Origin of the sequence: Parasedimentitalea denitrificans (assembly GCF_011813015.1) — a bacterium.
Taxonomy (GTDB): domain Bacteria; phylum Pseudomonadota; class Alphaproteobacteria; order Rhodobacterales; family Rhodobacteraceae; genus Parasedimentitalea; species Parasedimentitalea denitrificans.
The window spans coordinates 1-13,296 of record NZ_QHLQ01000009.1 but is presented as its reverse complement, the minus strand read 5'-3'; the positions used below and the strand labels follow the sequence as shown (position 1 = coordinate 13,296).

Genomic DNA, 13,296 nt, shown 5'->3' with positions numbered 1-13,296 from the left:
GCTATTGCCCGGCCGAGGCCGGATCGTCCAGTTCGGGCCCACCAATGTCAGTGACGAGCCCAACGTTCGAGAACCCACCAGCATTCAGCGCGCCCATGACCTTCATCACCTGCTCATAAGGGAGCCCGCCATCTGCGCGCAGAAATACTCGGTCAGATGTCCGTTCAGCTGCAATCGCCCGCAATTTGGGCACCAGTTCTTCGCGGGGAACTGAGGTGGTCATGATCTGCACCTCGCCATCAAGTGTCAGCGTCACCGACAGCGGCTCTTCCTGATCACCGGGCAAGGCGCTGGCCGCGGTCTTGGGTAGTTCCACCGGAACCCCAACCGTCATCAGTGGTGCCGCCACCATAAAGATGATCAACAGCACCAGCATTACATCGACAAACGGCGTCACGTTGATTTCGGCCATAGGGCGCGAACGGCCCCGACGACGGCCCCGGCGGCGTCCACCGTCCGAGGATTGCTGTACCGCGGCGCCCATCGCTCAGGAGTCCAGCTGGCGGCTAAGGATCGTGGCGAACTCGTCAGCAAAAGCCTCATAGCCACCGATAATGCGATCGCTGTCGGCACTTAATTTGTTATAAAACACCACCGCCGGAATCGCAGCTAACAGGCCTAGACCCGTCGCCATCAGCGCCTCGGCAATGCCCGGAGCAACCACAGCCAAGTTACTGTTCTGCTGTTCTGCAATTTCGATAAAGGCCGTCATAATGCCCCAGACAGTCCCGAACAGGCCAATAAACGGGGCAGTTGAGCCGACTGTCGCCAGTACTGGCAAGCCCTTTTGCAGGCTCTCGGTTTCCTTGGCGATCGCCACATCCATCGACCGGTCAATCCGCGCCTGCGCGCCAGCAATCAAGCCACCATCGGTGCGATGACTGCGACGCCATTCGGTCATACCGGCAGCAAATATCTTCTGCGACGCACCCTCGGGTTGTGGACCAATCTGTTCAAACAGACCATCCAATGGCTCACCCGACCAGAACGCCTGATCAAACTCATCCGCGCCACCGCGCGCCAGTTTATAGGTGATATGTTTTTGAATGATGATCGCCCACGACCATATCGAGGCCCCCACAAGCATCAACATCACCAGTTTTACAGTGAGAGTTGCCCGCGCGAAAAGTCCCCACATGGAGAAATCAATCTCCTGCGCCATCGCCAGAGTTTCTGCTTCCATTAGCCTGCTCGCTATATTTGTGGCCAGTTTTCTGACCTTATCCGGACGGAATTTAGCCTAGACCTGTGAGAAAATCCAATCAAACAGGCGTTAGAGGCCAAATTCTTACGATAATGCGCGGATCTCTGCCGGAAGCCGCTGCGGTTTACCTTCGGCCGTGACACAGGCAACGGTAACTTTCGCCTGGAAAATCTCAACTTCTCCGCGCATCACCCGCTGCTCCATAACCAGCCGCGCCGGGCTGACCTTGGCTACCTCAGTCTCAACCATCAACTCATCATCAAACCGCGCCGGGGTTCGGTAATCCGCCTCGACCCGCTGTACCACCCAGATCAAGCCATCATCGCGCATGGCATTCTGGTCATTGCCCAGCTTGCGCACCCAGTCACTGCGCGCCCGTTCGATGAACCGCAGGTAATTGGCGTAATAGACAACCCCGCCCATGTCAGTGTCTTCATAATAGACCCGGATCGGAAATTTATGCATGCGTGACTCCAGCTGGCTGACCGGCCCAAGAAAAGTCCTCGGGCGCATTTTGTCCAGCCCCTACCCCTGCAACCGCGCAAACAAGCGCAAGGCATGGGATTTATCCTCCGCTGACGGCGGCATCATCCGATCATAGGCCGCAGCGATCACCCCTGCAATTTCAGGCCGCAGAATGGTCGCACCAGTTTCAGGCAACACAGCCAACGGAGACGTTTCAGCAAAGGCCCGATCGCCCCACATCAATATCACCTGCACCGATTGCGCTAGCGCCAATGTCTCAGCCGGAACCTCTGCCATTTCACCAGTCATCCGCAAAAATACAAATGCCGCCTGAATGGCCGCCTGATCATCAAAGCGGAACGCGCGATACTGACTGGCGTCTGCCGCCTTCAGCCGCGCCACCAATGGCTCTAGGTCCGGGATCAACCGCCCCAGATCGGGAACCGCCAACAGCTCATCCCAGTCGCGGAAGAAAAAGAACATCAGGTTGGCGCCCAATTCACCATCCAGCTCATCCATCTGGGCACCTGCCAGTGTCGCCACCGCCTCAACCGCGCCTTTGACTACCTTCAGCGTTTCATCTTCGACCCCAAAAACAATCGGCACAATTGGCCGCCCCCAGCGGGCAAAGGCATATGACCCGTCATTGCGCGTGAAAAGCTGTTCAATCTGTTCCGGAGTCATCTAAGCATCCTCATTCCAAGCTTTGCGCTCTATGCCGCGCGATACCGACACAAACAAGACCCGTAGTTTCTCGTTGCCTAAAATACTCCCACCGGAGGCTCCCGCAGCTTCAACCAAACAAATCATCCGCAGTTCTGGGGGCATCCAGCCCCAAATGGGTCCAGGCCTTTTGCGCCAGCATCCTTCCGCGCGGCGTCCGTTGGATCAGCCCCTGCTGCAATAAATAAGGTTCGATCACATCTTCCAGTGAATCACGGCTTTCTGACAAGGCCGCCGACATGGTTTCAATCCCAACTGGCCCACCACCATAATTCTCGGCAATCAGCTTTAGATACCGCCGGTCAGCCCCGTCCAAACCTAGGTGGTCCACTCCCAGCCGGGTAAGCGAATTATCGGCCAATTCGCGGGTGATTTTTCCGTCGCCTTCGACCACAGCAAAGTCCACCACGCGGCGCAGCAGACGCCCGGCAATCCGCGGCGTACCCCGCGCACGACGAGCAATTTCCCGCGCGCCCTGTTCGTCGGCGGGCACCCCCAATTTACGCGCGTTGCAGCTGACGATCTCGTGCAGCTCGTCCACGGTATAAAACTGCAATCGTGTGGGGATGCCAAACCGGTCCCGCAGTGGGGTAGTCAACAGCCCCATTCGGGTGGTCGCCCCCACCAGAGTAAAAGGCTGCAATTCAATCCGCACGGTGCGCGCAGCTGGCCCCTCACCGATCACCAAGTCCAGCTCAAAATCCTCCATCGCCGGATAAAGGATTTCCTCGACCACTGGGTTTAGTCGGTGGATTTCGTCGATGAACAACACATCGCGTGCTTCAAGGTTGGTCAGGATCGCCGCCAGATCACCGGCCTTGGCCAGCACCGGCCCACTGGTCATGCGGAAATTCACCCCTAACTCACGTGCGATGATCTGCGCCAAGGTGGTTTTCCCCAATCCCGGAGGCCCATGGAACAGCGTGTGATCCATCGCCTCGTCCCGTTGGCGGGCCGACTGGATAAACACCCGCAGGTTGGCGCGGGCCTCGGCCTGACCGATAAATTCGCCCAAACCCTGTGGCCGCAAGGCGCGGTCGTTATCCTCGGGCTGCGGCTCGGGGCGCAGGTTTGGGTCGGCGTCAATCATTTTGGTGTCCAGCTTTTGGCGGCATTCGCACAGTTTTTCGATGGAGGCTGCTACAAGTCGCTGAGGGCAGAGCCAGACCGCGGGCGGAAGCAAAGCGCCCGCCCATGGGGGCGGTTGGGCGCTGCCCGGTGTTCCACCGGGCTAGACAAGAACAGTCACGATAAGCCATATCCGCTACCCCTTTGGCGCCAACAGCTTCAGCGCCGCTCTGATCAAACCCGCCTCACCCAGACCAGCCTCTTTCCCGGCGGCCTCAGCTACGGCAGCGGCCGCATCACTGGGGCTGTAGCCGAGATTGGACAACGCCGACAAAGCCCCTGCCTGCGCTGCGGCATCCGTATTGGGTTTAGAAGATTTCTTTTTAGACTTGGGCTTGGGTGCGGCTTCCACACTCTCAACCACTTCCAAATCAGGCCCGTCCATGGCCTCGGAAATAGTGCCGCCCATCGCCATCACCCCTGGTGCCTTGTCCTTCAGGTCCAGCACAATACGCTGTGCGATCTTGGGACCAACACCCTTTGCCGCTTTAACACTCGCCCAGTCACCCAAAGCAATTGCACGGCCAACCGCATCAGGACCCAAAGTGCCCAGGATCGCCAGCGATGCCTTGGCCCCAACCCCCTGAACTGAGGTCAGCAGGTGGTGCCATTCCTTTTCAACCAGCGTGGTAAAACCAAACAGTTGCAACAGGTCTTCACGCACCAGCATCGAGGTATAGAGTGAGATAGCCTCGCCCACGCCGGGCAGCGCCATCATGGTGCGGCTGGAACAATAGACGATATAGCCAACGCCGCGCACATCAATCAGCACATGATCCTCGGCGCGGTAGTCCAGCCGCCCGGTCAGTTTTCCAATCATGCCCGCACCTCGCGCAGTTGCCGGTCGGCAGTGCCGCGATAGAACGCATGACAGATCGCAATAGCCAGCGCATCTGCCGCATCGGCGTTTTCGGGGTTACAGCCGGGCAACTGTAGTTTCACCATGTGCATCACCTGTGTCTTGTCCGCGTGCCCCACACCTACAACCGTCTTTTTCACTCGGTTTGGCGCATACTCCCCCACCGGCAATCCAGCCTTGGCCAGCGTCAACAGGGCAACCCCGCGCGCCTGTCCCAGCTTTAGTGTCCCGGCACCATCTTTGTTGACAAAGGTCTGTTCAATCGCCGCTTGATCCGGTGCATGGGCCTCGATCACCTCGGTCACTTGATTGTGCAGCGACAGCAGACGCTCGCCCAGATCGTCTCCGTCCGAATGGCAAACCCCATTGGCAACGTGGCTCAGCTTTGAACCATGTGATTCGATCACGCCCCATCCAAGGTTCCGCAACCCCGGATCAATTCCCAAAATCCGCATGTTTCGCCCGGCCCTTGCCCATCAATTGAAATTTCTTTCGTCCAATTAGCACAAACCGCGAACATGTCCAAACCCTTTCCGTTAATGCAACGTTACCAAAACGGTGAAACCAAGGGCCAGAAACGACCCTCCTCGGGGGTGAAAACGACATTTTTGGACAACCTGTCGCAGGCCACTCATCACCCTTGTTTATATAGCGATTAGCTATGCAATCCGCGCATATGACAGTTGCGTTTTCCCACCTTGCTCAGAGCAGTTCGCATCCCTAAATGCCGTTCATCTGATCAAACGACCTTCAGCAACTCCAATCAAAGGAAAAGATATGGCTGCTTTCGACACCACCAGCACCACCTATGGCGCAACTGGCCTGACCGGCCGTATCGGCGCAACTGCTTCTACAATTGCGACCTCGTTTTCCCGCTGGAACAACGCACGCGTGACACGCAACTCCCTGTCTGCGCTCAGCGACCGCGAGCTGACAGATATCGGCCTGTGCCGCGGTGACATCGAAGTCATCGCCACTGGCAGAACACTACGATAAAACCCATCTGCTTCGCCTCCTCCCTCGGGGCAGACATCAAAACGCCGCACGCCACCAGCGCTGCGGCGTTTTTTGTTTTCGGATCATGTCTTCCCCAACATGGCCAGCCGTCGCACTGTCAGGTCTGTCAGGTGTATGATAGCTGCCGCAGAGATCTTTCTGGGAAGTCCTGCATGTCCGTCACTTTCAGCTTATTGCCTGCCCATGAAACACTCGGCTTTCGCCAAGCCATGCTGTGGCCTGACAAACCGATAGAACACGTCATGGTGCCGGGTGACGATGCAGCCTTGCATGTCGGGGCCTTCGTCAAAGAAACACTGATTGGTGTCGGGTCGTTCTATCCAGCCGCGCCCAAGGTCCGGCTGCGCAAACTGGCTGTCGCCCCGGACTACAGAACAGCAGGGATCGGATCAAAATTGGTACTGCATGGCGCGCAGGCCATGAAACGTGACGGGCTGCACCAGCTGTGGTGCGACGCCCGGCAAAGCGCCTGCGGGTTTTATGAAAAGCTGGGTTTTGTGGTATCAGATGATGTCTTTTATAAATCCGACATTGCCTATGTTAAGGCCCACCTGGACCTTCGGGCGCTAACGGCCCCACCTGTAGTACCCTCAAGCACACAGACGGGGTAGCGCTGGTCAACGAAGAATGGGACCGATTTGAGTAGCTGTCCACAGTGACAACGGATCAACAAACATGATCCACGCTCCACCCTGCTCAAAAACAGATCCAGCCTGTAGCTTTGACAGCCTGCCCTGATAGCCGTCCAACCCAATTGAAGCGATCAGGAACCCCTTGAATAGAATGAACGCTGCAAGGAACAGAACAACCGATCGCGGAGAAATACGCGATTCAATCTTTCGCTTAGGTCCGACAACAATCAAACCATCGGACCGTATCCGGGCCGAATACCCATTGTGCATAGCCTCGTGCTTGTTCTCAAGCCGACTTACACGTGACAAAAACTGTTGGTGTTCTTCACTCATGACAGACCCCGAACTGGCCCCCACCAGCGGATAAGGCAGCTTGCGTCAGAAATGTGGCAAATCTAAGGCGGACCCTCAAATTGTGTCAAAAGCCCGCCATATTCCACCCTATTTCTGGAGCAACAGAGTGGTCCAGTCACCAATCTCATCCCGACGCACTTGATTGATGCCATTTCGTGCATAAACTTCTGCCACATTTTCGGCTTGTTCGTTTAGAATGCCCGACAAAATAGCATAACCACCAGGACGCAGATTCTCGGCCATCTCAGGCGCCAGCGCCACCAGTGGGCCTTTCAGGATATTGGCGAAAATCAGATCATAAGGCGCCGTGGCTTGCAGATCGTCATGATCAAAGCCTGCAGCTTCGACACAACCAACCCGGCCAGCCATACCATTGGCGGCCAGATTGGCCTCGGCCACGTCCACCGCCACCTGGTCGATGTCACTGGCCAGAATGGTACCATCCCAGACGCGTGCAGCCGCCATGGCCAGTACGGCCGTACCACAACCGATGTCAGCGACTTTGCCTGCTTCGAAGCCTTCACCGATCAGATGATCAAGCGCCTTCAGGCAGCCCAAAGTGGTGCCGTGGTGGCCAGTGCCAAAGGCCATTGCCGCCTCGATCAGCAACGGGATTTTATCCGCAGGGAGTTTGTCAGCGTCGTGACTGCCGTAGACAAAGAACCGTCCCGCCTCGACCGGGGCCAATTCGCGCCGGACATGCGCCACCCAATCGGTATCAGGCAGTTCAGACACGGCAAATGGTTTTGACCCATGCATCGCTGCCAGTAGCGCCAATCCAGCCTCGTCCGGGGCCTCGGTGAAATAGCCACCAACCTCCCACAGACCCGAGTCGTCCTCGAGGTCCAGAATGCCAACACCAGTGGGTTCCGGCACCAGGTTTTCCATGGCTTCGCCCAGCGCCTCGGCGGCAGCTTTTCCGGATAGGGTGGTAAGGGCGGTAAAGGTGGGCATCACGATCTCCTGAAACTGATCAGATGCGCCTAGGCTGGCTGGGCCGATAGGTCAAGAGAAAGGGCCGCATACGCAGCCCTCTCTGATTTCCTTACTCCGCCGGAGCAGGCATCCGGTATTTGCTGAACACTGTCTCATTCCCCGGCTCAGGATGGCGCGGGATCAGCAGTGACAAGCCCAGGGAAGTCAGCGCCATCAGCGAGGCCAGACCAAACACCGCAGCAGGCGACACCAGCCACAACAGCCCCAGCAACACTGGCAGGAATACCGCTGCGATGTGGTTGATGGTAAAGGCAACCGCCGCTGTTGGCGCGATATCAGCCGGGTCCGCGATCTTTTGGAAATAGGTTTTCAACGCCAGAGCCAGACCAAACAGAATATTATCCACCACGTATAGAACCGAGGCAAACAGCACCCCCCACCCAAACCAGTAGATGCCACCATAAGCCATAAACACCAGTGTCAGGCCGACATATTCCCAGATCAGGGTGCGACGTTCACCAAAGTGGCCCACTGCTTTGCCCAGGAATGGCGCGACCAGCATTTTGACCACCAGGTTGACCAGATACAGCCCTGTCAGCTCGTGCACGTCAAAGCCAAACCGTTCGACCATCATGAAACCCGCAAAGACCATGAAAATCTGCCGCCGCGCGCCAGCCATGAACTGCAGCGCATAGTACAGCCAATACCGTTTGCGCAGCACCATGGTCTTGTTTTGCGGATGCGGGGATTCAAACTGCGGATAGGCAAGCAGAGCAAACAACGCCAATCCGACAGTGGTGAACCCGCCCACCATGAACACAATATTGTAGCTGAGATTCAGGGTCTCCCACATCAACATGATCAACACAAAGACCAGCAACGTAGTAGCCGATCCCATGCCCAACAACCAACCCAGCACCTGCGGTGCCTTGTCTTTCGGCAGCCATTGCAACTGCAGCGACTGGTTCACCGTCTCGTAGTAGTGAAACCCAAGTGAACTGAGAAAGGTCAGCATCAAAATGCCATTCAGGCTGGGAAACCAGGCCGTAAAGGCTGTCGCAACACCCAGCAGCACCAGTGACACCATACCCAGCACTTGTTCACGGACAAACAGGATGATGGCGATCACGCCAATCGCCATAAATCCGGGGATTTCACGCACGGTATGCAGCAACCCGATGTCCGAGCCATCAAACCCGGCCACCTCGATGACAAAGTTATTCAGCAAGGCGTACCACGAGAAAAACGCGATCGGCATGGCAGCTGACATCAGGAACAACAAGGTCACCGGACGGCGCCAAAGCGGCAGATCAGATGAGGCGGAGAGAGGGAATTGTTTGAACATACCCCGCTCATACGCCTGAAACACTCAGGTGGGTAGAGCAAAGACGCCCATGCACATCAGCCCTGCATCTACGCAGAGTCGCCGCGCTTACAGATGCACCACCAAGACGCTGCCTTGCTGGGTTGTGATCGTGCAGTTGGTGATGTCTGTCGGTTACAAGAACCAATATGAGTAATGAGAGGCGGTACCGCCAAAGCGGATGCGGACGGGGATCAAACCCCGCGTGCTAAACGTTGTCTCTGCGCGCCCCTATCGTATCGGGACCCTGTTCCAAGTGCCGGGGGTGTCAGTCCCAGCAGTAATCGCGATTGACCGGCATTCTTACACGAAAGTGGAAACCTCAAATAAACTGACCGCGCGCTGCCTGCGCAACGCTCTGATTGATACGTTGGTCGACCTTGTTAGGCCGCACATATGAGTATTTTCGGCAAAAAGAAACATTGGCAGCATCTCATCCACCTTTGCTTCTTTTTGCTAGAAATACTCAAATTCCAACGGTCACAAGAAAACTCGTTAGAAAAAGTTCTGCGGGTCGATATCCACATTCAATCTTAGATCACCCTTCAATCGACAGGGCGCGATCCAACGGGCGATGGCATCTTGCAAGGGAACACCCTTGGCTGCCTTGACCAGCAGGCGCACACGGTGGCGGCCGCGGATCCGCGCAATCGGCGCTGGGGCTGGGCCATAGACCTGCGCCCCAATCGCACGGAGCGGACCATCATTGCGGGCCAAGGCGTTGCCCAAATCAAACACCGCCGGCAGGTCTGGCCCGGACAAGATTATCCCCGCCATACGTCCATAGGGCGGCACACCGGCAGCTTGCCGTTCAGCCGCTTCGGCCTTCCAGAACCCTTCCTCGTCCCCTGACAGAATGGCGCGAATAACCGGGTGTTCCGGCTGGAAACTCTGCAACAGCGCCTCGCCCGGCTTCTCGGCCCGCCCAGCGCGACCGGCTACCTGTCGCATCAGCTGGAACGTGCGTTCTGCCGCACGTAGGTCAGACCCTTGCAGGCCCAGATCGGCATCGATCACGCCGACCAGAGTCAACAGTGGAAAGTTGTGCCCCTTGGCCACCAGTTGGGTGCCCAGAATGATGTCGGCCTCGCCCGCCGCGATCTGCTCAATCCGCTCTTTCAGAGCGCGGGCGGATCCGAACAGATCCGAACTGAGCACCGCAATGCGCGCATCGGGGAACAGAGTCGCGGCTTCCTCTCCCAGACGTTCAATACCGGGGCCAACCGGCGCCATCTTGCCCTCAACCTCACAGGACGGACAAACCGTCGGCAGTGGTTTGGTTTCGCCACACTGGTGGCACATTAGCCGGTTCTGGAAGCGGTGTTCTACCATGCGCGCATCACAGTGATCACAGGCCACCTGCTCACCGCAGGCCCGGCAGATCGTCACCGGAGCAAAGCCGCGTCGGTTTAGGAACAACAGTGATTGCTCGCCATTCTCGATCCGTTTTTCCATGGCGCGGCGCAGAGTGGGTGATATCCAGGTCGAGGCAGGCAGTTTCTCGACCCGCATGTCAATCGCCTTCATCTCAGGCAGCACAGCAGCACCAAAGCGCGCCGTCAGGTCCAGACGTTTGTATTTGCCTGCCTCAGCATTGGTCCAGCTTTCCAAACTTGGCGTGGCCGAGGCCAGCACCACCTGCGCCGAACACATAGCGGCGCGCAGCACTGTCATGTCGCGGGCATTGTACAGCACGCCCTCTTCCTGTTTGTACGAGGTATCGTGTTCTTCATCGACGATGATCAGGCCAAGGTTCTGAAACGGCAGAAACAAGGATGAGCGCGCGCCGATCACCAGTTGCGCATTGCCCTGCCCCACCATCCGCCAAACCCGGCGACGTTCGGTCATGGTCACACCCGAATGCCATTCGGCTGGAGTGGCGCCAAATCGTACCTCAACCCGTTTCAAGAACTCCGCCGTCAGCGCAATTTCAGGCAGTAGTACCAGCGCCTGCCGCCCGGCGCGCAGGCAGGCGGCTACCGCCTCTAGGTAAACCTCTGTCTTGCCCGACCCGGTAACCCCTTTTAGCAGGGTAGTTCCATAGGCTCCGCTTTGCACAGCCTCGTCCAAGGCAGTCGCCGCAGCAGCCTGATCATCCGTCAGGGTCTTACCCGGCAGTTCCGGGTCCAGATGCGGATAGGGCAGATCACGCGGCGCTTCTTCCTCGCGCAGGGCGCCCTGTTTCACTAGCCCCTTGACAACCGAGGGCGTCACCCCGGCAAGGTCCGACAATTCTTTGGGCGTAAAGGCCAGCCCGCCGTATTCCTCGATCGCAGACAGAACGCGGGTGCGGGCATCGGTCATGCGGTCTGGTTCGCCAGTGCCACGTCGCAGCACCTTGCGCATCGACACCGGATCAGACAATCCCGGCGCGCGGGTGGCCAGACGTAGCATCATCGACATCGGTGTCAGGGTGTAATCCGCCGCCCGGCTTAGGAACTGGCGCATCTCTTGCCGCATCGGCGCGACATCCAATACCCGGTTCACCGCGCGCAGCTTGGCCGAATCAAAGTCACCCTGCCCCGGCCCCCAGACAACGCCCAGAACCTTGCGCGGGCCCAGCGGCACCTCGACATAGGCACCAAGAAAACAACCACCCTCGGGGGCGCGGTAATCCAGAACCCGATCAAGCGGTTGCGCGGTCAAAACCCCGACCCGCTCGCCTTCGTGGAAAAACTCCTGTTCACTCACGCCACTGCCTTTCATCCTCAGGGGTTTTTAATGCCTCGCTATTGCGTTAAAGGCTAGCGCAAACAAAGGCCAACCCATCCAAAGGATCCTTCAAATGAAGTTTTTCGTAGATACCGCCGAAATCGATGCCATTGCCGAGCTGAACGATCTGGGCATGGTTGACGGTGTGACCACCAACCCCTCGCTGATCAAGAAATCCGGCCGTGACATCATCGAAGTCACCAAGGAAATCTGTGATCTGGTCGACGGTCCTGTATCGGCTGAGGTGACTGCCGTAGACGCCGAGACCATGATCGCCGAAGGCCGCAAACTGGTAGAGATCGCTGAAAACATCGCTGTGAAGGTGCCACTGACATGGGATGGCCTGAAAGCCTGTAAAACCCTGACCGACGACGGTCACATGGTCAACGTCACCCTGTGCTTCTCGGCCAACCAGGCGCTGCTGGCAGCCAAAGCTGGCGCCACCTTCATCTCGCCGTTCATCGGTCGTCTGGATGACATCAACCTGGACGGCATGGAGCTGATCGAAGACATCCGCACCATCTATGACAACTTTGGGTTTGAGACAGAAATCCTGGCCGCCTCGATCCGAACTGTGAACCACGTGCTGGATTCTGCCCGTCTGGGTGCTGACGTGATCACGGCCCCTCCCGGCGTGATCAAATCGCTGATCAACCACCCGCTGACCGACAAAGGCTTGGCGCAGTTTTTGGCTGATATCAAGGCGGCTGACATCAAGATTCTGTAAGCTTTAGCGTGAATTACGATGCAGGGAGGTGCTAAACAGCGCCTCCCTTTTTTATTGGAAAACAGGGCTATTGTGCGCTGGTTAAAAGCTAAGAAATCTGTCTGTTTTCAAGGAAGTGATACGCGTCAAGAATCGTCGTCGTCAGCCCATCAAAAAAGCCCGGCGCAGTAACATCAACCAGTGCTGATGGTGCCTGCGTGTCATCGTCGGCGATAACTTTGGATGGTTTCACAACAAAAAGCGGCTTTGGAAGCTGGAGCATCTCCCGATAACTCGCGCCGGTTCCATGCTTCAACACATTGATCGCAAGATATGATTGGTGGACCCGATCGGCGAGATCAGCCTGGCCGGCCTCTACCAGCAATGCCTTTAATTTGCGCGAGAACGGGCCGCGCCTGAAATGGTGCTGCATCCGGGCTTCGAAAAGGGAGAAGATATCAATTGCGGCCAGTTCCAGTGCCACCGTCGCAGCGCGAAGCTCTTCAACTTGAGCGTCAGAGCCAGCCTGCCCACCCATTAGCTTCGTGATTTCTGAAATGCAATCTTCAGACGTCTTTGCCGTGGCCTGCGCCGCCGCAACCAATTCAAGTATACTCTGTGAGGCACTCATCATTCATTCTCCTAAAGGCCCCACGTCCCATACGCTATACCGCGGGGAATGATAGTGTTGCGATGGGTTATTTCTGTTCCCGGATTTGGGGTTTTGAGGTCAGATCACAGTTTCGATATTGGGTGCGATGTGATCACAGCCCCATCAGCCGCAATCAAATCACCATTCAATCACCCGCAGACCGACGAAGATCTGCGAGTAAGGAGGGACAGTTGGCACCTCCCCAATCCTTTGGAGCAATGAAAGTTTGCTATGCAAAGTCGCCAGAGCGGCCCAATGCCGAGCTTGGTGCTTTGCGCAGCAGAAGCTCGATTGGTGCTCTTGTGGGCTTATTAGGAGTTCTGGGCTACATTTCGTCAAACGGTATTTTTATGAGTTAATATAGTGAAACGGCTTTGTTGCACAAATCGGTTGATGGGATTCACTGTATGAATCCAGCGTGATAGTTGGGGTTCATGAGCAGGTGGATACCGACGACTTACAAGACCAGGAACTGGTCAGACTACAACCTAGCCCTAAAACAGCGCGGTTCGCTGTCGATCTGGTTTGATGCAGAGATGGCATGG

Annotated in this window: 15 protein-coding genes and 1 pseudogene; 4 read left to right on the top strand and 12 right to left on the bottom strand. The window is 57.0% G+C overall.

Annotated features, from left to right (window positions below):
* Nucleotide 1: 1 nt before the first annotated feature.
* From tolR to ruvC, 7 genes are all read right to left on the bottom strand, one after another.
* A complete protein-coding gene (tolR, locus tag DL239_RS10540; protein WP_167684034.1) occupies nt 2-484 on the bottom strand; it encodes a protein TolR in 483 nt (160 codons plus the stop codon).
* Nucleotides 485-487: 3 nt separating this feature from the next.
* Nucleotides 488-1,183 carry a protein TolQ gene (tolQ, locus tag DL239_RS10535; protein ID WP_167684032.1) on the bottom strand — a complete coding sequence of 232 codons (696 nt, stop codon included), beginning with the start codon at nt 1,181-1,183 and terminating at the stop codon, nt 488-490.
* A gap of 105 nt (nt 1,184-1,288) precedes the next feature.
* Nucleotides 1,289-1,669: a tol-pal system-associated acyl-CoA thioesterase gene (ybgC, locus tag DL239_RS10530; RefSeq protein ID WP_167684030.1), complete on the bottom strand. Its 381-nt coding sequence runs from the start codon at nt 1,667-1,669 to the stop codon at nt 1,289-1,291.
* Between the two features lie 60 nt (nt 1,670-1,729).
* Nucleotides 1,730-2,353, bottom strand: a complete 624-nt coding sequence (locus DL239_RS10525) for a hypothetical protein (RefSeq protein WP_167684028.1) — start codon at nt 2,351-2,353, stop codon at nt 1,730-1,732.
* 109 nt (nt 2,354-2,462) lie between these two features.
* The gene (ruvB, locus tag DL239_RS10520) at nt 2,463-3,482 is read right to left on the bottom strand and encodes a Holliday junction branch migration DNA helicase RuvB (RefSeq protein WP_167684026.1); all 1,020 of its coding nucleotides are present in this window, start codon (nt 3,480-3,482) and stop codon (nt 2,463-2,465) included.
* Between the two features lie 174 nt (nt 3,483-3,656).
* A complete protein-coding gene (ruvA, locus tag DL239_RS10515) occupies nt 3,657-4,340 on the bottom strand; it encodes a Holliday junction branch migration protein RuvA (RefSeq protein ID WP_167684024.1) in 684 nt (227 codons plus the stop codon).
* A complete protein-coding gene (gene ruvC, locus DL239_RS10510; protein WP_167684022.1) occupies nt 4,337-4,834 on the bottom strand; it encodes a crossover junction endodeoxyribonuclease RuvC in 498 nt (165 codons plus the stop codon). The genes ruvA and ruvC overlap by 4 nt, the downstream gene beginning before the upstream one ends.
* A gap of 322 nt (nt 4,835-5,156) precedes the next feature.
* Here ruvC and DL239_RS10505 point away from each other — a divergent pair, with 322 nt between their 5' ends.
* A complete protein-coding gene (locus tag DL239_RS10505) occupies nt 5,157-5,375 on the top strand; it encodes a DUF1127 domain-containing protein (RefSeq protein WP_167684020.1) in 219 nt (72 codons plus the stop codon).
* 173 nt (nt 5,376-5,548) lie between these two features.
* Complete coding sequence (locus DL239_RS10500) at nt 5,549-6,007, top strand: GNAT family N-acetyltransferase (RefSeq protein ID WP_167684018.1); 459 nt, start codon at nt 5,549-5,551, stop codon at nt 6,005-6,007.
* Between the two features lie 6 nt (nt 6,008-6,013).
* Here DL239_RS10500 and DL239_RS10495 read toward each other — a convergent pair whose 3' ends face one another.
* The 4 genes from DL239_RS10495 to DL239_RS10480 form a co-directional block, all read right to left on the bottom strand.
* Nucleotides 6,014-6,361: a hypothetical protein gene (locus DL239_RS10495; RefSeq protein ID WP_167684016.1), complete on the bottom strand. Its 348-nt coding sequence runs from the start codon at nt 6,359-6,361 to the stop codon at nt 6,014-6,016.
* 108 nt (nt 6,362-6,469) lie between these two features.
* A complete protein-coding gene (locus DL239_RS10490) occupies nt 6,470-7,336 on the bottom strand; it encodes a 50S ribosomal protein L11 methyltransferase (RefSeq protein WP_167684014.1) in 867 nt (288 codons plus the stop codon).
* Between the two features lie 91 nt (nt 7,337-7,427).
* On the bottom strand, nt 7,428-8,663 hold the full coding sequence (locus DL239_RS10485) for an MFS transporter (protein WP_167684012.1): 1,236 nt from the start codon (nt 8,661-8,663) through the stop codon (nt 7,428-7,430).
* A gap of 513 nt (nt 8,664-9,176) precedes the next feature.
* Complete coding sequence (locus DL239_RS10480; RefSeq protein WP_167684009.1) at nt 9,177-11,372, bottom strand: primosomal protein N'; 2,196 nt, start codon at nt 11,370-11,372, stop codon at nt 9,177-9,179.
* Between the two features lie 94 nt (nt 11,373-11,466).
* On the opposite strand from DL239_RS10480, the gene fsa reads away from it, so the two are divergent.
* Nucleotides 11,467-12,120: a fructose-6-phosphate aldolase gene (gene fsa, locus DL239_RS10475; RefSeq protein WP_167684007.1), complete on the top strand. Its 654-nt coding sequence runs from the start codon at nt 11,467-11,469 to the stop codon at nt 12,118-12,120.
* A gap of 88 nt (nt 12,121-12,208) precedes the next feature.
* Here the strand turns inward: fsa and DL239_RS10470 are convergent, their stop codons facing one another.
* Nucleotides 12,209-12,730: a hypothetical protein gene (locus DL239_RS10470; protein ID WP_167684194.1), complete on the bottom strand. Its 522-nt coding sequence runs from the start codon at nt 12,728-12,730 to the stop codon at nt 12,209-12,211.
* Between the two features lie 455 nt (nt 12,731-13,185).
* On the opposite strand from DL239_RS10470, the pseudogene DL239_RS10465 reads away from it, so the two are divergent.
* Nucleotides 13,186-13,296 (top strand): annotated as a pseudogene (locus DL239_RS10465) (IS5/IS1182 family transposase); the annotation flags it as partial.

Coding starts and splice junctions, on each gene's coding strand:
- tolR (WP_167684034.1), bottom strand. CDS start 484: ATGGGCGCCGCGGTACAGCAATCCTCGGACGGTGGACGCCGCCGGGGC.
- tolQ (WP_167684032.1), bottom strand. CDS start 1,183: ATGGAAGCAGAAACTCTGGCGATGGCGCAGGAGATTGATTTCTCCATG.
- ybgC (WP_167684030.1), bottom strand. CDS start 1,669: ATGCATAAATTTCCGATCCGGGTCTATTATGAAGACACTGACATGGGC.
- DL239_RS10525 (WP_167684028.1), bottom strand. CDS start 2,353: ATGACTCCGGAACAGATTGAACAGCTTTTCACGCGCAATGACGGGTCA.
- ruvB (WP_167684026.1), bottom strand. CDS start 3,482: ATGATTGACGCCGACCCAAACCTGCGCCCCGAGCCGCAGCCCGAGGAT.
- ruvA (WP_167684024.1), bottom strand. CDS start 4,340: ATGATTGGAAAACTGACCGGGCGGCTGGACTACCGCGCCGAGGATCAT.
- ruvC (WP_167684022.1), bottom strand. CDS start 4,834: ATGCGGATTTTGGGAATTGATCCGGGGTTGCGGAACCTTGGATGGGGC.
- DL239_RS10505 (WP_167684020.1), top strand. CDS start 5,157: ATGGCTGCTTTCGACACCACCAGCACCACCTATGGCGCAACTGGCCTG.
- DL239_RS10500 (WP_167684018.1), top strand. CDS start 5,549: ATGTCCGTCACTTTCAGCTTATTGCCTGCCCATGAAACACTCGGCTTT.
- DL239_RS10495 (WP_167684016.1), bottom strand. CDS start 6,361: ATGAGTGAAGAACACCAACAGTTTTTGTCACGTGTAAGTCGGCTTGAG.
- DL239_RS10490 (WP_167684014.1), bottom strand. CDS start 7,336: ATGCCCACCTTTACCGCCCTTACCACCCTATCCGGAAAAGCTGCCGCC.
- DL239_RS10485 (WP_167684012.1), bottom strand. CDS start 8,663: ATGTTCAAACAATTCCCTCTCTCCGCCTCATCTGATCTGCCGCTTTGG.
- fsa (WP_167684007.1), top strand. CDS start 11,467: ATGAAGTTTTTCGTAGATACCGCCGAAATCGATGCCATTGCCGAGCTG.
- DL239_RS10470 (WP_167684194.1), bottom strand. CDS start 12,730: ATGAGTGCCTCACAGAGTATACTTGAATTGGTTGCGGCGGCGCAGGCC.